Below are 20,908 nucleotides of genomic sequence, written 5' to 3'. Positions count from 1 at the left end.
CACATGCTCCTATCGTGCGAGGATTGACGTCATCACGCGGGTCAATTCGGCCTTTGGATCTTCGGCCATGGCTTCGATGCGCCAACACACGTGCTGGTCAGGGCGCGTGACGATACATCCGCTGTCGCTGATCTCTTTTGCGCGCGCCCAATCGCCGCTGTGATCGATATATTCCTGACGCGGGCCGATGACGTGGGCATTCAAAGTGATCCCAAGCGCGTCGGCCACCTCGGCTGCGGCATCTGCCCAAGCCTTGCCGCCCAAACCGGTAAAGAGCGTGAATGCCCCTCCTCCGGCCAGATCGAGTGTCGAATGCTTCGCCCCATCCGCATCAAATAGCCATGCGTGAGGGATGCGCGCGCCGGGCCATGTCGTCGGTTGGTAATGCAAGTCGGCGTCCAATGCGAAATCTGGTTCGATCTGACCGTCCGTGACTGTGGCATCAGACACGTAGCGTTGGTTCATTTCCACACCGTGGGCGTCGAACTCGTACTTCTTGAAGGCGATTGCGGCATTCAAAGCATCCCGTTGGGCCTCGGCCTCAGGCGTGCTGTCGCAGCGTGCATCCATGTTGGCTTTGATCTTTTCGATGTCGGTCCCGCCGGTCATGCCCAGCGCTTCAAAGATCGGGCCGAATTCCCCGATCGACTGATTGGCGCGGGTCACGATCTGTTTGGCCACCGGCGCGCGCTCTTCCGAGTAGCTGTCGAGCAATCGCTCGCCCGCCTGCCCCTTGAGGACGGCCGCGAGCTTCCAAGCCAGGTTAAAGGCATCCTGGATCGACGTGTTCGAGCCAAGCCCGTTTGACGGCGGATGGCGGTGCGCGGCATCGCCCATGATGAACACGCGGCCCTTGGACATCTGCGTCGCGTAGCTGTCGTTGACGGTCCAGGTGTTGGCGCTGATCAGGTCAATCTCAAGCTCGGGATCACCGACCAACTGCCGCGCCACATCTGTCGCCATCTTTTCGTCGACATTCGGCGCAGGCTCGTTGATGTCATAGCCCCAGACGATCAGCCATTCATTCCAAGGACGGATACAGCGGACAAGGCCCATGCCGATACCGCCCACATCTGCACCGGGCTGCATCACCCAGTATAGCACCGATGGGCGGTGCGCGACGTATTGGGACAGGTCCGCACGGAAGTAGATGTTCATCGACCCGCCAACACCCATCTTACCTTCCATGGGCAGGTTTTCGTGCTCAGCGACCAGAGAGTTGCCACCATCGGCTCCAATCAGGTATTTCGACCGAATGGTCAGCTCCTGCCCCGTCATGCGGTCGACACAGGTTGTCGTCACCCCTTCGGCGTCCTGAACGTGGGATTTGTACTCGGTGCTCATGCGCGCCCGCGTGCCGCGTTTGCAGGCAGTCTTGAACAGGATCGGTTCCATGAAGGTCTGCGGCAGATCGTTCATGAAGCTCGGCGACGAAAGCAGGTGTTCAGCCTTGGACAAAGGATGCGTGCCCCAGGATTTCATGCGGCCAATTTCTTCGCCGGCGAGGCTTTCACAAAACACGTTCTCGCCCATGATGCTTTGATCCATGGCGTGAAGATACACCTCGTCCTCGACATCTTTGCCAAGGTCGCGCAGCACCTCCATGGTGCGCTGGTTGGTGATGTGGGCACGGGGCGTGTTCGCCAACCAATGGTAGCGGTTGATGACGACGTTCTCGATACCATAGGTCGAAAGCAATGCTGCCGCCGATGAGCCTGCCGGGCCTGTGCCGATGACAAGAACCTCTGTCGTGATGTCCGCCATGATTACTCCTCCGAAGATGTAAGCCTGCCACCGATCAACCGGCGACGAATTGGAAATAGATGAAGTCCGGTGCGCTCAGACAGCAGCCCCCAAAGGCCGCGTGGTGCCACCAGCATGATCGCAATGGCCAAGACGCCTAGGGTCAAGAGATACCAACTGCCGAAGTCAGCGAGCAGCGATTGCAGCAGGAAGAAGACCAGAACACCGATGATCGGGCCTTCGATCGTGCCGATACCACCGATGACAACGATAAAGATCACGTAAGCGGTCCAGTCAGTGACGCTGAAGGCGGCGTCCGGGCTGATGCGCGCCTTTTGCATGTAGATCAGCCCACCGGCCAAACCTGTGCCAAAGGCGGATGTGAGGAACACGATCCATTTCATGCGGCCAGCATCGACGCCCACGGATTTTGCGGCCTCGGTATTGTCGCGCACCGCCGCCAAAGCCAGCCCGCGGCGCGTGCGCAGCAGCCAATAGATGCCACCGATCGTGACAAGGGCCAAAACCAGCGCCAGCCAATAGGCCAGAATATCGCGTGCGGCTGCCGAGCGAACGTCGAGCGCTTCCTTGATCAATTCGACGAACCACATGTCACGCGTTGCATCACGCGGAAGCGATGTGCCTGTGCCACCGCCGAGCGTCTTCCATTGCGCCACGAGGAGACGGAAGACCTCTGCAATGACCCAAGTCCCAATGGCAAAATATGCGCCATTCAGGCGAAAGGCGAAGAATGCTGTGGGCACCGCAATCACCAACGCGGCAGCGCCAGCCAGCAAAATCGCCGGAACGGGATCAAGCCCCCAGAGGATCACCCCCCCAAACAACGCATAAGCCCCCATGCCGACAAAGGCCTGCTGCCCAATGCTCACCAACCCGCCATACCCGGCCAACAGGTTCCAGAACTGGGCCAGCACCAGCATCGTCAGGATGAAAAACATATCCTGAATCGTCCCGCGCCCGGCAAAGAACGGCAGGGCGAAGAGGACCACGATGAGGACGGCACCCAAGGCGGTGGTGATACGCGAGGCGCGCGTTTGTGTCGTGACGGTATAGGCCATCAGTCGTTCACCCTAGGAAAGAGGCCGCGAGGACGGATCAGAAGCACGGCTAAAAATGCCACATGTCCTGCAAGGATCTGCCATTCCGGATTGATCGCGGCCCCGACTGTCTGCGCGACACCGATGATGATCCCGCCAAGCAGGGTTCCCCACAGCGACCCAAGGCCACCGATGATCACCGCCTCGAAGGCGTAGATCAGCCGCGCGGGACCGATATTGGGATCGAAATTCGCGCGCAGGCCAAGGTACAACGCCGCAATCGTGACGATAACCAAAGCAATTCCGGTGGCCGTGGCAAAGATGTTGCCCGGTTTGATCCCCATCAAGCTGGCAGTGGTGGCATCGTCCGATGTGGCGCGGAAGGCGCGGCCAAGCTCGGTTCGATAGAATAGCTGGTTCAAAGCGACGATGACCAGAACAGCCGAGCCAAAGGTCAAGAGTGGCATGACACCCAAGGTAATCGGCCCCACATCGACAGACGCAGTCGTCAGCGCATTGGTCGGCAGGCGTTGACTGTCTGCCGAAAAGCCTTCGAGCAATGCATTTTGCAATGCGATAGACAGCCCGAATGTCACCAAGAGCGGAGGCAGAATATCGTCACCGAGCGTTCGGTTGAGCAAAAACTTCTGGAGAAGCCAGCCCACCGCAAACATCATTGGCATCGCGATCAAGACGGCCACAAACGGCGACAACCCGAGGAGTGTGACGAGCACGAGGATCAGGTATGCCCCCATGACGATCAGGTCGCCGTGCGCCAGGTTCACCAAACGCATGATCCCGAAAACAAGGCTGAGCCCCGATGCGAAGAGCGCATATAGCCCGCCCAGCAAAACGCCCTGAATAACTGTATCAATCCAGATCAATGGCCTGCTCCGAAATAGGCTTTGTGAATGTCGTCGCGTGACAAGCTGTCCGGGGTGCCCGACAACGTCACGCGGCCTTCCATCATGCAGTACACCCGGTCTGCGACGGCCATCGCCTGCGCGATGTCTTGTTCAACGACAATCAGCGATGCCCCCGCTTCCTTGATCTTTGGCACGGCCTTGTAGATGTCCTTGATGACCACGGGTGCGAGACCAAGGCTGATTTCGTCACAGAGCAAGACGCGTGGGTTGCTCATCAACGCCCGCCCGATGGCAACCATCTGTTGCTGGCCGCCAGACAGGGCCGTACCGGGGTTGTTGCGACGCTCTCCCAGGATCGGGAACAGCTCGTAGATCGTCGTCAGGTTCCAGTGGCCAGAGGTCTTGCGACCGTAGGTTCCAATCAACAGGTTTTCCTCAACGCTGAGCGACGGGAACAGCTTGCGGCCTTCGGGCACCATGGCAACGCCCTGTGCCATGATCTCATCCGCGGGAGTGGTGCCAATTGGTCTGCCATCAAAGCTGACGGCCTCAGGTGTGTTGCGCAGCACACCGGCAATCGAGCGCATCAATGTGGTCTTGCCGGCCCCGTTGGCACCGATGATCGCTACGGTTTCCGCCTCATTCAGCGCGATATCGACGCCGAACAGCGCTTGGAAATCACCGTAATTCGCCGTCAGGTTCGTGGTCTGCAAAAGCGCCATCAGACATCAATCCCCAAATAGATCTCCTGCACGGCGCGGCTCGACATGATCTCATCGGGATCGCCGATGCCAATCACCTGTCCGAAATCAAGAACGAGAAGCCGTTCTACAACCGAGGTCAAAGCGTGCAGAACATGTTCGATCCAGATGATCGTGACGCCTTGGGCGTGGATTTCCTTGATCGTCTGGATCAGGGCCTGACATTCACCTTCGGTCAGGCCCCCTGCGATTTCGTCCAGCAGCAAGAGCTTGGGTTGCGTGGCCATCGCCCGGGACAGTTCCAGCCGTTTGCGTTCCAGCAAAGACAGTTGGCCCGCAGCTACATTGGCCCGTTTGATAAGTTCCGTCCGTTCGAGAATATCCGCGCAGTCATCGCGCACGTCGCTTTCCGAGAGGTTGCGCCCGTGGGTGGCGGCGACAAGAAGGTTTTCGTAGACGGTCAGCTTTTCAAAGGGTTGCGGGATCTGAAACGATCGCCCAATGCCTGTCAGGCACCGCTCCATGGCCGACACATGGGTCACGTCGCGGCCTTCAAAATGAATGCTGCCTTTGTCCGCGCGCAGATTTCCGGTGATCAGATTGAAGAGCGTCGACTTACCCGCACCATTTGGGCCGATAATCCCAAGTGCCTGTCCTTTGGGCACCTCGAAGCTCGCGTCATCCGTCACGGTCAACGCGCCAAAGCTTTTCGAGACATTTTGCAGGGCAAGCATGGTCATACAGGTTCAGCGCCCGGGGACGCAGCCTTTTTGATCAGGAACGGGATGAAGCCACGCCCCCGCACTCCTGCGAGGGCGCGCCTGTCAGTTTACGCTGGAATTTCTTCCATCGTGCCGCCGGTTGGGATGTCCGGATGGTCAGAGTTATCAACGATGACAAGATCGTACCCCCCACCATCACGCAGCCGCCACTGACCACCAACCAATGGGGTCTTGGCGACGTTTTGTGCGGCAAACGGAGGCAGTCCTGCGCCGTCGAATGCGATACGGCCAACCATGGAAGACAGTTGCGTCGCAGCAATCGCTGCAGTCACTTCATCGGGATCGCGGCTGTCTTCGACGCGGCTCATCACACTTGCAGCCATTTCAAACAACGCATGGACAAACCCGATGGGCTGGGTCCACTGCTTGCCGGTCGCGGCCTCGTATCCGGCGGCCAGATCACCAGCCGACTGACCCGTCAGTGACGACGCAAATGGATGCGATGGAGACCACCAGACCTCTGAACTGAGGTTGTGTCCTTGATCGCCCAGCGCCTCGACGGCCTGCGGGAACAGGATCGCCTTACCGATGCTGGCGGCCTTCGGGTTGAAGCCCTGCTGTTTGGCCTGCGTCCAGAATGTCGTGAAATCAGGCGGGATCGGCACGCCCGTGACGATCTCGCAGTTTGCGGCCTTGAACGCGTTGATCTGCGCGCTGAAGTCATCGGTCAGGTTCTGGTAACGACCGGTGTCTGTCAGCGAATAACCTTGGGCGTCCAGCACTGGCGGGAAGCCCACATTTGGATCACCCCAAGCGTTTCCGTCGCCATCGTTGGGGAAAATCGCGCCAACGGATTTGTTGGTTTCCAACTGGTTCCACATCGCCGTGAAGGTCGAGATGACGTCTTCGAGGCCCCAGAAGAAGTGGAAGCTGAAATCAAACGGACGCCAGCTTGACGGATCGCCGGGGTTGCCTTGCTGGCCGATGAAGTATGGTTGCCACGGCGCAACGGTCGAAATCACGGGGATTTCTTCTGCTTCGCAGGTGGTGGCGACCGGGTTCGTTGTCTCGGGTGTGGACGCGACCAACATCATGTCGATCTCGTCATCAATGATCAGCTCCTTGGCCACCTCTGCCGCGCGGTTCGGGTTCGACTGGCTGTCTTTGACGATGACTTCAAAATTCGCGCCCGCATCCGACGCCAGAAACCCGTCGATGATGAACTGATCCGCCTCGGAAAACGCCGCCAATGGCCCTGATTGCGGGCTGACATAGCCCAAACGGATCTTGGCACCTTGGGCCAATGCGGGCGCCGCGAGGCCGCCAGCGGCAAGCGTCAGGCCAGTGGCGGCGCTTGATTTCAGTAGTTTACGGCGTGTGATCATGATGTCCTCCCAGACGTCGTATTGATTATTCTATTGGTGTGTCCCCGGCCCAAGCAGCCGTCAGCAACGCGAGAATATCGTCACGCGTGACGGGCTGCGGGTTCGGGTATGGTTTCATCGTTGCGAGATCGGCGGCACGCTCAAGATCGTCGGCCTTGAGACCCAACTCCTTCAACGCCAGCGGCGCATTCATCGACTTTGCAAAGCTGTACAAAGCCGTGCCTGCATTCGTGCCACCCAGCAGATCACAGATCGGTGTCAGGTCTTTTGCGGCGGCACGGGCATTATAGGCGATGGCATGTGGCAGGATGATCGCGTGTGTATCGGCATGCGGCAGATTGAATGAACCGCCGAGCGTGTGACAAAGCTTGTGATGGAGCGCCATGTCGGCTTGACCAAGTACAGTCCCACAGGCCCATGCGCCGCGCTGCGTCTCTTCCCGCGCTTTCAGGTCCCATGGGTCCTGCAAAACCTTGGGCAGCCCATCGACAAACGCCTTGAGACCCTGAACCGCAAGGGCAGTGGTTTCCAGCGTTCGGTTTGTGGCATAAAGCGCCTCTGCTGCATGCGCCATCGCATTCAAGGCGGATGTGACCGTCATGCCCAGAGGCAGCGTTCTTACAAGCTCGGCATCGTATAGGATGACTTCGGGTAAAACACTGGGATCGCGCAGAGTGGTTTTGACCCCGTTCTCTGTCTGTCCCAGGATTGGAGTGCATTCGCTACCTGCGTAGGTCGTCGGGATGACAACTTGCGTCAGCCCGGTGCGATAGGCGATGGCCTTGCCCAGCCCAATGGTCGAACCGCCGCCGATAGACACGACACAATCTGCCTTGGTCTCGATCACATGCGCCATGGCCGCTTCGGTGACATGAACCGGCGTGTGCATCTCGGCTTTGCAGAATACCCCAACGGCCAGATTGCCCAGATGCTCGGCAATGCCCAAAGCGGCATCATGTTGATGCGGCGTCGCCAACACGAGAGCCTTTGACAAACCCAGCTTGCGGACCTCCGCTGCCACAGACGCGCGCGACCCCGCACCGAAGACGACGCGGACATCTGACGACAGGTCTGGGGCTGGCTGTCCCATCAGGGCAATCTCCATCTGCTTGCAATGTAGCTTAGCGCCAAAAAACATGCAGTTGATCGAAACCCTGACAGTTAATATAACACAAAGTTATGAAAATAGACCCAAACCACCTGCAAATGCTTGCAGCGATCATCGATGCAGGCGGATTGGGCGAAGGTGCCTTGGCCCTGAACAAATCTCAGCCAAGTGTCTCGCGATCGGTCGCGATGCTGGAACAACGGTTAGGGTCGCGCCTGTTTGAAAAGGGCAAACGCCCGTTGCGACCGACAGAATTATGCAAAACTCTGGCAGATCAAGGCCGCATCATCGCAGCGGCGAACGTCGCCGCCGAAACCGCTGTTGCGCTATATTCGGGTGGCAAAGCAGGCACGGCACGGGTCGCGGGGACGCCCATTTTCATGGATGGTGTCATCGCAAGCATGATGGCGTCGTTTCAAAATGCCTTCCCTGATGTGGCGATCCACCAAAGCTACGGATATTTTGATGAGCTTTCAGAGCAACTGGCGCTGGGAAGCATTGATCTTGCGATTTGCCCTGTACGCCCCAACGAAGTGCCTGCGCATCTGAATTTCCGTCCGATCCTGAGGGGCCGTAATGTGCTGGCGTGCGCTCCGTCGCATCCGCTGGCGCGCCGCTCGGCGGTCAAACTGGAAGACATCGCCGCTTACCCTTGGATCGCACCACCGGCTGGCAGCCCGCTTTACGCAGACCTCAAGGCGGCGTTGGCAAGCATCGGCATATCAGATTTCCGGGTGAGCTTTACGGGCGGGTCGCTTGCGTCAATCTTCAGCGTCATGGCGGGGTCTGACTCGCTGACGGTGCTGCCCTACTCGGTCGTGTTCATGCAACGCGCGGCCAAGACCATTACGGCCTTGCCCGTGCGGCTTGAACACCCAGAGCGGGAGCTTGGCCTTTTGTGGCATATCGACCGCCCCATGCGTCCCGCTGTCCGACGTTTCCAGAGGTTCCTTGAAGCCGAATTCAAGGGATTGGCACGTCGCATCGACGAGCGCGGACGCGAGGATGTCTGGCGACGTTGAACGCCGCCGTTACGTCCTAGAAAACGAAATCCGAAGCGTCCAGATCCATTGCAGTAACGTCTTCCAGCGCGACGGTCATCGAGAATTGCGTCATCGCCGATCCGACAATCGGATCCACGGAGGTAATCGTCAGCAATGTGTCTGCCCCGTTTTGAGTGGCCGTGATCGTAACCTGATTGCCGGAGGCGTTTGTCAGGTTTTGTGTGCTTCCCAACAACGCGGTGCCGGATTTGCCGCCACTTTCTGCCGCGATAAATGTCACCGTGTCGAGCGCATCCAGCAGGACCGACAGGTCCATCAGATCTTCGCCTGCGGTAAAGTCAGTGATCGTGTCCGCGTCCATTCCTTCGGTAAACACGAAAACATCTTCGCCGGTTCCGCCGGTCAGCGTGTCAGCGCCGACCCCGCCGATAAGCTGGTCGTCGCCCCCTGCCCCAGACAAGTTGTCGTCCATGCTTTCATGGCCAAACTCGGTGAACTCCGGCCCTCCAACAAGAGACAGCCCCGTGCCACCGACCGCATCTGGGATTATGCCAGGAGATGCAGGATCAACCTGCCAATTGGCGACAAGCCCTGCTTCTGTCTGCGGCTGGTCGATCGCTACAAAGGCGTTGTCCGCGATTTCTTGCGCCGTGCGCGCATCATCCCAAACGCGAATGTCGCCGTAGTCGGCGTGGATAGCCTGATTTGGATCAAAAGAGCCACCGACCACGTCCTGTTCCTGCCCAAAGATCAAAGTACCGCCGGACGCGACACTGCCAAAGGCAATGGCGTTTGAACTGAATTCCAGCGTGCCATCGATATAGAGGGCAAAGGTGTCGGTCGCCGGATCAATCGAGAATGAAATTCGGTGCGCGGCACCGTCCGTGATCAACGAAATTGGGACATCCGTCGACAATGTCGCATTGTTCAACGCGAGCTTGATGAAGCCATTCGCCGCAAAGAGCGACAGCGCGTTGTTGAGGCTGTTCGAGCTTGCGTAAGACATGATCGTCGTAAAAGTCTGATCGTTCGTCAAAAACGGGCCATTCACCCGGAAAAGCATTTCCACCGTCAGATCACCCGATGGCATACCAAAGCTGGAGACTCCGGCATATTGATCAGTCGTCACACCGGGATTGATTGAAACCGCGTCAAAAGCCTGTGTGCCAAACCGGCCATCATCACTGCGTCCAATGATGATGTCAGCACCGGACGTGCCAACGACCTGTTCAATCCCTGTGATCGATCCTTCGTACCCTGTGTGCTCCACCAGATCGGAATACACCGGGCCATTGATCACGTTCATCGCTGTGCCACCTGCGGCGTCCACGATCAAATTCGGCGTCTCTGCATCCGGTTGCCAGTTCGACACCAGCCCCGCCTCGTTTGCCGGATCAGCGATCGGGACAAAGGCTGTGTCTAGGATATCCTGTTCGGATCGGGCGCTGTCCCAGATACGAATATCAGCAACCGAAGCCTGAAGGATCTGAGCCGGATTAAAATCGCCGCCGACTGCATCTTGTTCCTGCCCAATCACAAGACTGCCTTGGGCGGTCAAGGCCGTAATGCTCTGTGTATCGGCTGCAAAGACCTCGTCCCCGTCAATAAACACCCGCACAAAGTCAGTTGCCGGATCGATAGAGACGGAAAAGCGGTGCAGTTGCGCGTCAATCACGGACGACAGGAGAACGCCCGTTTGATAGCTCACGCCGTTATATGTGATCTCGATCCCACGCGAGTCGCGGAAACCATAGACCAAAAAGGCATTGTTGGCCGCGGTGCTGGTGGCGAAGGACGCCAACACCTGATCCGGGCCGGTTGGATCAAGCGGCTCGTCCGAGCGCAACAGCATCTCGAAAGTCATGGCTCCCGAGGGCATGGTATAGCCAGCCGCCTGCGCGTATTCATCCGTGTTCCCGCCGCTGTTCAGGCGCAGCATGTCGATGTTTTCACCGCCAAAAAAGGCGTCCGGTCCCTGCCCCATGGCATTTGCAAAGGCTTCGGACGCTGGGATCATGATGATCTCAAAAGCAGCATTATCGGGCACATCGCGTGCGGCATCTGCCGCGTCTCGAGCATTGACCGGGTCAGCACCCCAAACATCGAGCGGCGTCAGTGTCACACCATCCACTGTGCGCGCCTCGGCAGTTCCGAAATCCGCCCAGACGGGAACCATCCCATCAAGTTCGCCGCTGATCAGGTTCTGGTTCAGGTCAATGACCAACCCACCGTCCATCGAAGATGCATCAAACGCGTCGGTTCCCGCGCCGCCATGCGCTGAGAGATCACCAGCCCCTGTGACAAGGAAGGTGTCGTTTCCGGTTCCTCCCTCTGCCCAATCGCTGCCGTCCAGTGAAAAGAGATCATCCCCGCCACGCCCGGCCAGATAGTCGTCACCAATCCCGCCGTTCAAAACATTGGCGACACCGTTCCCGCTAATCGCATCGTCATTGTTAGAGCCAATGACATTCTCAATGTTCAAGATGGTGTCATTTCCATGAGCGCCAGACGCAGTCCCGGCAGCCAGATCAACAGTCACCCCGCCAAAGGCGTTGGCCACCAAGCCGCCCGTGACAGTGTCGCGATATGCTGTTTCGTATGAAACTGTATCCGCTTCGGCCTCTGTCGGATCGCTGTTCGTTTCACCGTCGATGATATCGTTCCCGAGACCACCGTGAATAAAGTCGGCGCCACCGCCGCCTTCCAGCCGGTCGCGGTCATCGCCGCCGTAGAGGATGTCACGTCCGTCCAGACCATCGAGAAAGTCACGACCCTCACGGCCGATCAGTTCTTCACCGGAATTCGAGCCGATCAATTGGTCGGCCCCTTCGGAACCGACGACGCGTTCGATGGATGTCAAATCCGTCTGGACAAAGTTGTAATTCGATCCGCCAAGATCAAAAAGCGTATCGGCCGTACCACGCAGCAATTCCACACGGATCGCGGCACCGTTCAAGAAATCAAAAAAAGCGAGCGTATCAAAGCCGTCGCCCCCATGGGTGATGGCATTGGCACCGCCGTGCTCGCGGATCATGATGATGTCGTTGCCCGCACCGCCATCAATCACTGCGTTGGCGTTGCTTTGCAGTATTTCGATGTAATCGTCATCGGCACCGCCATCGACATTCGCTACATCGCTGATCTGAACCCAGTCATTGCCCGCGCCCAATTCAAGATCGATGGTTCCGCGATCGATATAGACGCGGTCATTGCCCCCGCCGGTATCGATATTCAGCGTCAGAGATCCGACTGCGGAGTCAAGATCGATAAAATCATCGAAATCCCCAAGCGTGAAATTCTCGATTGAATCGAGGCTTAACTGAAAGAAGGCTGGCACACTTCCCGGGGTTGTGCCGCCCGGCCCGATTTGCCCGTCAAAGGTGGCCGAATGCAGCCGTAAGGTCAGATCAGACGAACCGCCGGATTGAGGGGCCAGCGAAACCCTTGCATCGCCAATCGCCGAGATATCGAGCGTATCATTGCCCGCGCCGCCAGACACCTCGCCACCTGAACCGTCTGGCGTAATGTAAATCGTGTCATCGCCATTGCCGCCTTCGACAATGTTCGAATTGCGCATGTAGAGTTGGTCGTTGCCATTGCCGCCCTTGATCGTGCGGTTGCCCGTCCCGCTCTCTCGAGTCAAATACCCATAGATGATATCGTCATTGTCCGACCCGATGTAGGTCTCGAAACCGGTTGAAGTGTCGGTCGCGATGACAGCGCCAAGGCTGTTCAGATGCTCAATGATCCCGGTTTCAGCGTCGATACGCACCGTGCCATTGGTCGACAGATTGTCGAGCACATCGTTAAAAACTCCAGAAGTATAGACTGTGCCGCGCAGCGAAAGAATACTTGTGGGCAGGTCAGAGATAACGGAAGAGCGGCTCGACTGATAGGACAGGACGTCGACATTGCCTTCCCCGCCATCATAGTGGTCGGTGTCGCCTGCCTGGGGTGTCCCGCCGCTGATGATAAAGTCGTTTCCATCGCCGCCGACGATTATGTCCGACCCGTCACCGCCGATCAGCAAGTCCGCCTCTTCGCCCCCGTCGATCAGGTCGTCACCACCCATGCCGGTGATCACATCGCGCGCTGCGCCGGTTTTGATCGTGTTTGCAAACACACCGCCGATGACAAACCGGTAATCGCCCGAGCTTTCACCTTCGCTGATGTAGTTTTCGAGGTTCAGAAGAATGTCGTCGCCTTCGTCGGATGAGGTTGTCTGAGCGTCGGACGTTCCCGTTCCGTCTCCCAATGTGACAATGATTGCCTCGTTCGATCCCTCTAGCTGAAGGAACGTGTCATTGCCCGTGCCGCCATCCAGAATGTCGTCGCCGCCTTGACCTACCAGCAGGTCGTTACCGCTCCCACCCAGCAGGTGATCGTCTTCGAATGTGCCATAAATCGAGTCATCACCCGTCAGCCCCTCGGCCCTGTGGAAGCCGTCGCTGACCGGATTTCCGAATTCATCATATTCCTGACCCGACGTATTCAGGATCAGCAGATCGTCGGGCAACAGATTGCCTTGGCCATCAAAATTTACGTCGCCCTGCAAGAGCGATCCGCCGATCAGCGCGGATTGAATGTTGTCAAAGACCACGTTCGCGAACGCGAGGATTTCGACGTCAGAATGGATGATCTCGACACCGAAATCGGTGCCGCTGCCAGGTCGGACGTGAATGATGCGGATAGGCCCGCCGGCCGTTTCGCGGAACAGCTCGAATTCGCCAAAATTGGCATCGATATACAGCATATCGACGCCATCGCCGCCATGGATGTTATCGGTCCCTTCACTGGCAACGATGATATCGTTGCCGCCACCTGCTTGGATGGTGTCGGCTCCGGCCCGACCATCGAAGATTTCGTCGTCTGCCCCGCCAAAGATAGTTTCGGGGAGTATTGAGTCACTCCCGATCCCAGTGGGACCCCACGCGATGCTGCCCCAGACCGGTTGTGTGGCCAGCGCATCGCCCATGTATTCGATCGCACCTGTCACACTGTCGGTGAAGGCATCGACTTGGGCGATCGTGTCAGACGCAAATGCTGACAGCTCGTTCAAGAGCGCAGTGACCTGCGCCTGAAATTGAGTGAGCGGAGTAAAATCAGGGAGGATTGCTTCGATCCGATCCGCGATATCATCCAGCAGAGTATCGAGGCTCAGTGTCTCAGTCAGATACTCAATCACCGGATTGATGATCAGATCAACAGCCGCGCCAACTGCGTCAAGGAATGGTTCAACCGGGGCAATGGCTTGCTGTGCCAGCTGAAGTGGCACATCGAGGATTGCCATCAGATCATCAAGCGATCCGAAATCCAGATTTACAGCAATGGACAGATCAATCTCTGCCAATTCGAAAATATCAAACAATTCAACAAGCGAGTCGTAGACCGTTTGAAACGCGTCAAACGTTCCATCTAGCGCCTCCATGGCCGTGTTGGCTGGCTGAACGAAGGTGTCGAGACGATCACGCAAATTGGTAAAGTCCGAAGCGTAAGACGCACCGCTTTGGGTTGCGACGTCCAACGCACTGATGAAAAGATCAGTGCTATCGCCAACACCTTCCAGATACTCGATCTGGGTGTCGACGGCCAAAACCTTCGAAAGAATATCCGCCTTGGCGAGGTTCAGTGCCGATTGAAGATCATCGAGGCGCGTACCCTCTTCGCCATTCGGATTGACATCCAGGCCGTCGATGCGCCCGTTTCCGTTGAGGTCCACATCCCCATTAATGTCCCAAACCACCTGACGAATGTCGTCGGCGATCTCAAGGACGTTTGGGCTGAGGCCCGATGGCCCACCGTCAAGCACATTGCGGATCGTTGTTGCAGCGGTGCCAAGCGGTCCGAATGCTTGCACCAACTGAATGATCTGAACTGCCGTTGTGCCAACCTGATAGACTGTATCGGCAACAGCACCCGTATTCTCGACGTAATCAACCAGGTCTTTTGTGTCGTCGATGAAATCGAATATCGACAGCAATAGCGACCTGACGCTTTCAAGATTGGTGACCGTTTGATCGACGTTATTGCGGAAATCAATAAGTTGCGGTCCAGCCCCAGACATAAGCTCTGCCACCCAGAATAATTAAAAAAAACGGTCAATTGACCAATTTATTCAAAGGTCGCTAGCACAGTTCTTGTGCTTCTCCTAAGCATTTCCTTAACGCGCGCGTTAAGCGCAAAGGTCGGGTGCAGCGCACTTGACAGGCTAAAGTGGCTGTCCTCGCCTGATACGTTCCTCAACCTCGGCGATCTCTTCTTCACTCAGGCCATAGGTCTCATGCGCGGTCTTAGGCGAAATGTAGCCCAGCATCAGATCGCGTTTCGCAAGGCTCTTGTCGCGCTCTTTTGGCGGGCCATAGCCTGCACCACCGGGAAAGGCCATTTGCACAGTCGCGCCGTGCGGCACGAACTGTTTGCCTTTACCCCGCATCGGCGTGCCATCACCGCGCGCGATGGTGGTCGGCGCCCCGGCTAGTCCACCTCGGCGGCCTTGCGCAGGGTGATCGACGCGGTCGAACATGGCCTGAATATCGAACTCATGCCCCTCCATGGCGCCGACCTCCATGTATTGCCCAAGACCACCACGCATTTGACCCGCGCCCCCGCTGTCGGGACGCAATTCCTTGCGCCAGATGATCACCGGGCCTGCATGTTCGGTGGCCTCAATCGGCATCGTCATCACGCCTGACGGAAACGCTGTGGCATTCAGACCATCCACATCGGGCCGCGCGCCGGACCCGCCAGAGTTAAACGTCAGCACCTCAGACCTACGCGCATGCTCGGGCGCAGTAGCGTCCGTGCGTGGCCGCAACGACACCTGAAAATTGCAAAGGCAACCTGCGCCTTCGGCAGGTACCAGACCCGGAACGATCTGATCAAAGGCATTGAAAACCGCGTCCGGCACGAAATGCCCAACGATGTGACGCAAGGCCACGGGGGCTGGATGCAATGCGTGAACGATAGTGTTTTCCGGTGCCGTCACGCGGAACGGCTCAAGCGACGCGGCATTGTTGGGTATCTCGGGTGCAATCGCGACCTTAAGCGCGTAACAGGCGTAGGCCTTGGTATAGACCAGCGGGCAATTGATGCCCTTCTTGTCCAAGCCCGACGTCCCGGCGAAATCGGTCAGAATATGATCACCACGCACGCTGACCTTGACGCGCAGCGTGATCGGCGTGTCGAACCCGTCGACGGTAAGGCTGCCTTCAGCCTCGGACTGCGGCAGCGCGGCGATGCGATCCAGAGTCGCGCGTCGGGAATTCTCAAGGATGAACCCGGCGATACCTTCCAGATCGTCAAGGTCGAATTCGTCCATCATCTCGATCAGGCGGCGATGCCCGATTTCGTTGCATGTGGTGAGCGCATAGATGTCGCCAATCAATTGATCCGGTTCGCGGACATTGCCTCGGATCATGCGGACCAAGGTGGCATCCACTTTGCCCGCGTCGGCAAATTTTATGATCGGGATATAGAGCCCCTCTTCATAGACACTGTTGGCATCCGCGCCAAAGCCACGGCCTCCGATGTCGACAATATGAGCCGTGCAGGCAAAGAAGCCGACAAGCGTGCCGTTTCGAAAGGACGGCGTGACCATGGTGATATCATGCAGGTGACCGGTCCCCTCCCACGGGTCGTTGGTGATGTAGACATCTCCTTCGGCCATGGCGTCCCGGCCAATGCGCCGGATAAAATGAGCCACGGCATCCGCCATCGCATTCACATGACCCGGCGTGCCGGTGACCGCCTGTGCCAGCATGTTGCCGTGCCAGTCGTAGACCCCGGCGGACAAATCCCCCGCTTCGCGGACTGATGTTGAAAATGCAGTTCTGACAAGCGCTTGCGCCTGTTCTTCAACGACCGAGATCAGTCGGTTCCACATGACCTGATAGGCGACGTTCGAAGGTGTCTGTGTCATGGGTTAGCCTTTCACATTCACGTCGATGCAGCCGTCAGGTTGGCAGGTTGCGCTGCGGCTGGATGGAACGATGATCGTCGTTTCATCCTCTAAAATGATTGCCGGTCCTGCAGCGGCCTCTGCGACGCCGAAACCAGAACGATCAACAACAGCCGCATCCGCAAACGCGCCCAAGGCGGGATCAAACACCGACCGATGTGCTTTGACCTTGGCGGGGCTTTCCTGCGCGGCCTCCTTAATGCGCTCAACCGGCGGCGGGGGCGTCGTCGCGTTGACCGACCACACAGTGATCTCGATATCCAACCCCTCGACCGGGCGTCCAAAGAGGCGCGTGTAGTCCTCTTTGAAGCGCGTCTCGAAGACGTCGGCATCGGGTTGCATGGCCTGATCTTCGGTCAATTGGATCGGTATCTCCCACCCCTGTCCGCTGTAGCGCATATAGACCTTGAATTCCGACAGGATCGGGCTGTCGGCGTCACAGGTGCGCACAAAACCTGTGGCCTCGTCCTTAAGCTCAACGAGCAATGCGCGAATGGTGTCAGGCTCAAAGGCACTCAATTTCATGTAAACTGATCTGTTGGCCTCGAAACTGAACGGCGCGCGCAGGAACCCGATGGCCGAACCCACCCCGGCACCCGGCGGAACCAGAAGCCGCTCAACCCCCAGCTTTTCGCAAAGCCGCCCGGCATGCAGGGGCGCTGCGCCGCCAAAGGCGATCATTGTGTATTCGCTCAGGTCTTCACCGTTTTCGACGGCATGAACACGGGCCGCATTGGCCATGTTCTCATCAACGACCTCCGCAACTCCGAACGCCGCCTCAACGGCCTCCATATCCAATGCCTCACCAACAGAGCTGACCAATGCGGCCTGAGAGGCTTTCGCGCTCAATTGGATCGCTCCGCCTGCAAAACCGTCAGGGTCCAATTTGCCCAAGACAAGATCGGCATCCGTCACAGCGGGCCGCACCCCCCCGCGCCCATAACAGGCTGGCCCAGGTTCTGACCCTGCGCTTTCGGGGCCGACACGGATCTGGCGCATGCCGTCGACATGCGCAAGGCTGCCGCCGCCTGCTCCGATTTCGACCATGTCGATCACCGGGATCGAGATCGGCATGCCGGACCCTTTCTTGAACCTGTAGGTCCGCGCGACCTCAAAAACACGGCTGGTCTTGGGGGTCTGGTTCTTGATCAGGCAAATCTTGGCAGTGGTGCCGCCCATGTCGAACGACAAAACCTTGTCCAAGCCGTAACGCGCAGCGATATCGGCCGCAAAGACTGCCCCGCCTGCAGGACCCGACTCAACCAGCCGAACCGGAAACTCGGCCGCATCCGCGATCGACATGATCCCGCCGCCCGAATGCATCAGGAAGATACGGCAATCGACGCCCTCTGCCTTGAGCCGGTCTTCCAGACGGCCAAGATAAGAGGCCATGAGCGGTTTGATATATGCGTTGGCGACGACAGTATTGAAGCGTTCGTATTCCCGCATCTGCGGGCTGACCTCGGAGGAAATCGACACCGCCACATGAGGCAGCCGCTGGCGCAGCACGTCGCGGATCATCTCTTCGTGCGATGGGTTCAGGTAAGAGTGGATCAAACCAATGGCGACGCTATCAAAGCCAGCCACTGCGATCTGGTCCACAACTGGCTCAATCTGCGCTGGGTCGAGCGGGATCATGACCTCGCCCTGCGCATTTACCCGTTCTGGCACTGTGAAACGCATGTGCCGCGGCAAAAGCGGGTCGGGCAGCACAAGGTTCAAATCATATTGTTCAAACCGGCTCTCTGTCCGCATCTCGATGACATCGCGGAAGCCTTGTGTGGTGATCAGCGCCGTCTTTGCCCCACGCCGTTCGATCAAGGCGTTGGTTGCCAAAGTTGTCCCATGAATGATTTGGCCGATATCACCAGCGGCAATCCCGGCCTTTTTGCAGACCGCATGCATGCCTTCGATGATGGCATCCTCAGGCGCAGAATAGGTTGTCAGAACCTTGGTGGACGTGATCGCACCGTCCCGTTCCAGCACGACATCCGTAAACGTGCCGCCAATATCGACGCCCATGCGAATTGATGATCGTGCCACGCAGACGGTCCTTCCATGCAAAGTTCACCGCAAGGGTAGTTGGCAAGCTGGGCCGCGCACAAATTGATTAATTCACAAAGGGCGATAAAATTTCTTTATGCCGTGCCGATCTCGGAAGCGATTGCCGCAGCCTGCGCCACGAAGTCAGCCGAACGCGCCGCATCATATTGGGCGACAAAGGCCAAGGCGGGTGGTGTCCAATCCACAGTGATCTCCCACAAAGTGCCGTCCATCAAGGCTTCCGCACACAGGCGTGCAGGCAACAAGCCCACGCCCATACCGCCGCGCACCATGCCCAAACTGGCCGTCAGACTGTTTGAGTGGGCAATCCGATCAACAGGCAGGCCCCGACGCTTGGCTTCTGCCCGCAAATCCACCGACGCGACGGTGGACCGACCATGTGTCAGGACCGTTGTGCCGAACACATCGTTCAGCGTCACTGTGCCAATGAGACATCCCTTTTGTGCAGGGCTGACCGTCCAGACGTAGCTATCCGAACCGACCGGAACGCTGGCAAACCTCGCGTCAGGGGCGGTTTGGTTAAGGATCGCAAGATCAATGTCGCCAGTCTCCTGTGCCGCCGAGATCGCATGGGACACATCAACTGTCAGCTCCACGCGGATCGCCGGGTATACCCGCCCAAACGCACCCAGAAAATCGTTCAGCCAAGTCGCAGCAATCAGTTCGGTCACACCCAATCGCAAACGATCCGTGATCAGATCGGCCCGCTCGGCCTCGGTCACAAACCGTTCCGTGCCGCGCAACACGTCCCGCGCCAGCGGCAAGAGGTCTTTGCCGCGCGCTGTCAACCGCACCGCCCCCCTGTCGCGCAGCAAGAGCACTGCCCCAAGCGTGTCTTCCAGCGCGGCGATCCGAACAGAGATGTTTGGTTGCGTAGTTCCCAACAGATCAGCAGCGCGGCGAAAGCTGCCTTCGTTTGACACACAGACGAAGGCTTCAAGCTGTTTGAGCGTGATCCGGTTCTTTATCATGCAAACAGTATAGATAAAGAAATGCTATCATCTCAATCGGCCCCAAGCCGGCGCGCATCCTTCCACGCACTACGTCATCGTGCTTCTCATCCGCCGCAAACAGATGCCGCCTGAAGCAAGCCGTGCCCAAACACAGTGTCCTTGCCGCGTGGCCCCAGATCGCGCGCGGCCGCAAAAAGCGCCTTTGGATCAAGCCGATCTTGTGCTGCAAGGCTGGCTGCGACCATTGGCGTGGCGACGGATGTACCGCTGACGAAGCGCCCGTTTGCGCCAGTCGGCACAAACACGTCGACGCCTGCGGCAGCAATATCAACATGGGTGCCACGCCCTGCCGACCGGAAAATCCGCTCGCGCGCATCAACCGCCGTCACCGCAACAACATCCGGAAAGGCCGCCGGGAATTGCGGCGCAGCGCTTGGCCCCGAATTGCCAACGGCGGCAACGATCTGCACTCCACGCGCGCTTGCGGCCTTCACGGCCAGATCAAGCAACTTGTTATACGGCCCCGCAAGTGACACCGACACGATCTTCACATCCGATGAAGCCAGCCAATCAAGGGCCTGAACCATCTCGGCTGCGCCTGCGACCGGGTCACCGGTCGGGTCCGATGCGACCACATTGGCCGAATACAACTCGACATTCTGCAACCGTGTCGGATCAGACAGGATGGCGGCAACCTCGGTTCCGTGACGGGCGGCCTCGGGGTTATCGGTGCCGACAAAACGCGCGGCGCGGACATCAACCGTCTTGAGCGCCCCGATGCTGGCATCGACGGGCCCGTCGATCAGGCCGATCTTGCGCCTCGCGCGGCAGGGCTCATTCGGCCAAGCGATGAGCGTGTTGGCAAAATTCATCAGTGACCCATGCGCAGGCCCGGTAACCTGAAGGCGGTAGGCATGGTTCACACCAACGGTGGCCTCCGGCACGGATGCCTCAATGGCTTGGATCGCCTCCGACCCGGTGACCGGCGACGGCAGATCGACAGGTACCATCCAAAGCCCGAGCGCGGTCAATTGCTGCGCGGTCTCAGGAGTGTAGCCCAACGCCCGCGCGGCCTGCGCCACCCGTGCCACCGCCGCTTCTTCGTGGACGAGCGCATAAACGCGGCCCTCTTCGGTCACGCCACCGCCGCTGCCGGACGCCCCGCCATTGATCGGACCACATGATGACAGCAGCACGATAAACAGGAGCAAGCCCCAGCGCGACGTTTTCAATCGAAATAGCAATGCCAGCATGATTGCCCCCTTGTTGTTCTCAATTAGTCGAGCCATCACGGGATTGGTTCAATTATATTTTGAACCGATCCGCAGACCGGGACGACCCTGTTAT

Annotated in this window: 13 protein-coding genes; 1 reads left to right on the top strand and 12 read right to left on the bottom strand. The window is 58.2% G+C overall.

What is annotated here, in order from left to right; genetic code table 11:
- Positions 1–9: 9 nt before the first annotated feature.
- The 7 genes from FE702_RS00590 to FE702_RS00560 all read right to left on the bottom strand — a co-directional run bounded on the left by FE702_RS00590 (position 10) and on the right by FE702_RS00560 (position 7,565).
- The gene (locus tag FE702_RS00590) at positions 10–1,764 is read right to left on the bottom strand and encodes an FAD-dependent oxidoreductase (protein ID WP_147124278.1); all 1,755 of its coding nucleotides are present in this window, start codon (positions 1,762–1,764) and stop codon (positions 10–12) included.
- A 2-nt stretch (positions 1,765–1,766) separates the two neighbouring features.
- The gene (locus FE702_RS00585; RefSeq protein ID WP_147124277.1) at positions 1,767–2,822 is read right to left on the bottom strand and encodes a branched-chain amino acid ABC transporter permease; all 1,056 of its coding nucleotides are present in this window, start codon (positions 2,820–2,822) and stop codon (positions 1,767–1,769) included.
- The gene (locus tag FE702_RS00580) at positions 2,822–3,685 is read right to left on the bottom strand and encodes a branched-chain amino acid ABC transporter permease (RefSeq protein WP_147124276.1); all 864 of its coding nucleotides are present in this window, start codon (positions 3,683–3,685) and stop codon (positions 2,822–2,824) included. Before FE702_RS00580 ends, FE702_RS00585 begins: the two co-directional genes overlap by 1 nt.
- Entirely contained in the window at positions 3,682–4,389 is a 708-nt protein-coding gene (locus tag FE702_RS00575) for an ABC transporter ATP-binding protein (protein ID WP_147124275.1), read from the bottom strand. Before FE702_RS00575 ends, FE702_RS00580 begins: the two co-directional genes overlap by 4 nt.
- On the bottom strand, positions 4,389–5,108 hold the full coding sequence (locus tag FE702_RS00570; protein ID WP_147124274.1) for an ABC transporter ATP-binding protein: 720 nt from the start codon (positions 5,106–5,108) through the stop codon (positions 4,389–4,391). Before FE702_RS00570 ends, FE702_RS00575 begins: the two co-directional genes overlap by 1 nt.
- A gap of 89 nt (positions 5,109–5,197) precedes the next feature.
- Complete coding sequence (locus FE702_RS00565; RefSeq protein ID WP_147124273.1) at positions 5,198–6,475, bottom strand: ABC transporter substrate-binding protein; 1,278 nt, start codon at positions 6,473–6,475, stop codon at positions 5,198–5,200.
- Between the two features lie 25 nt (positions 6,476–6,500).
- Entirely contained in the window at positions 6,501–7,565 is a 1,065-nt protein-coding gene (locus FE702_RS00560; RefSeq protein WP_147124272.1) for a maleylacetate reductase, read from the bottom strand.
- Between the two features lie 89 nt (positions 7,566–7,654).
- On the opposite strand from FE702_RS00560, the gene FE702_RS00555 reads away from it, so the two are divergent.
- Positions 7,655–8,605: a LysR family transcriptional regulator gene (locus FE702_RS00555; RefSeq protein ID WP_147124271.1), complete on the top strand. Its 951-nt coding sequence runs from the start codon at positions 7,655–7,657 to the stop codon at positions 8,603–8,605.
- Positions 8,606–8,621: 16 nt separating this feature from the next.
- On the opposite strand, the gene FE702_RS00550 is transcribed toward FE702_RS00555, so the two are convergent.
- The 5 genes from FE702_RS00550 to FE702_RS00530 all read right to left on the bottom strand — a co-directional run bounded on the left by FE702_RS00550 (position 8,622) and on the right by FE702_RS00530 (position 20,850).
- The gene (locus tag FE702_RS00550; protein ID WP_147124270.1) at positions 8,622–14,663 is read right to left on the bottom strand and encodes a LamG-like jellyroll fold domain-containing protein; all 6,042 of its coding nucleotides are present in this window, start codon (positions 14,661–14,663) and stop codon (positions 8,622–8,624) included.
- 132 nt (positions 14,664–14,795) lie between these two features.
- A complete protein-coding gene (locus tag FE702_RS00545) occupies positions 14,796–16,505 on the bottom strand; it encodes a hydantoinase B/oxoprolinase family protein (protein WP_147124269.1) in 1,710 nt (569 codons plus the stop codon).
- Positions 16,506–16,508: 3 nt separating this feature from the next.
- Positions 16,509–18,587, bottom strand: a complete 2,079-nt coding sequence (locus tag FE702_RS00540) for a hydantoinase/oxoprolinase family protein (RefSeq protein WP_147124268.1) — start codon at positions 18,585–18,587, stop codon at positions 16,509–16,511.
- 95 nt (positions 18,588–18,682) lie between these two features.
- Positions 18,683–19,579: a LysR family transcriptional regulator gene (locus FE702_RS00535; RefSeq protein ID WP_147124267.1), complete on the bottom strand. Its 897-nt coding sequence runs from the start codon at positions 19,577–19,579 to the stop codon at positions 18,683–18,685.
- A gap of 86 nt (positions 19,580–19,665) precedes the next feature.
- Positions 19,666–20,850 (bottom strand): S8 family serine peptidase, encoded by a 1,185-nt coding sequence (locus FE702_RS00530; protein ID WP_147124266.1) that lies wholly within the window; start codon positions 20,848–20,850, stop codon positions 19,666–19,668.
- Positions 20,851–20,908: the final 58 nt, after the last annotated feature.

Source organism: Shimia ponticola, assembly GCF_007995215.1.
GTDB classification, from domain to species: domain Bacteria; phylum Pseudomonadota; class Alphaproteobacteria; order Rhodobacterales; family Rhodobacteraceae; genus Shimia_B; species Shimia_B ponticola.
This window is presented reverse-complemented; position numbering and strand designations above follow the sequence as displayed.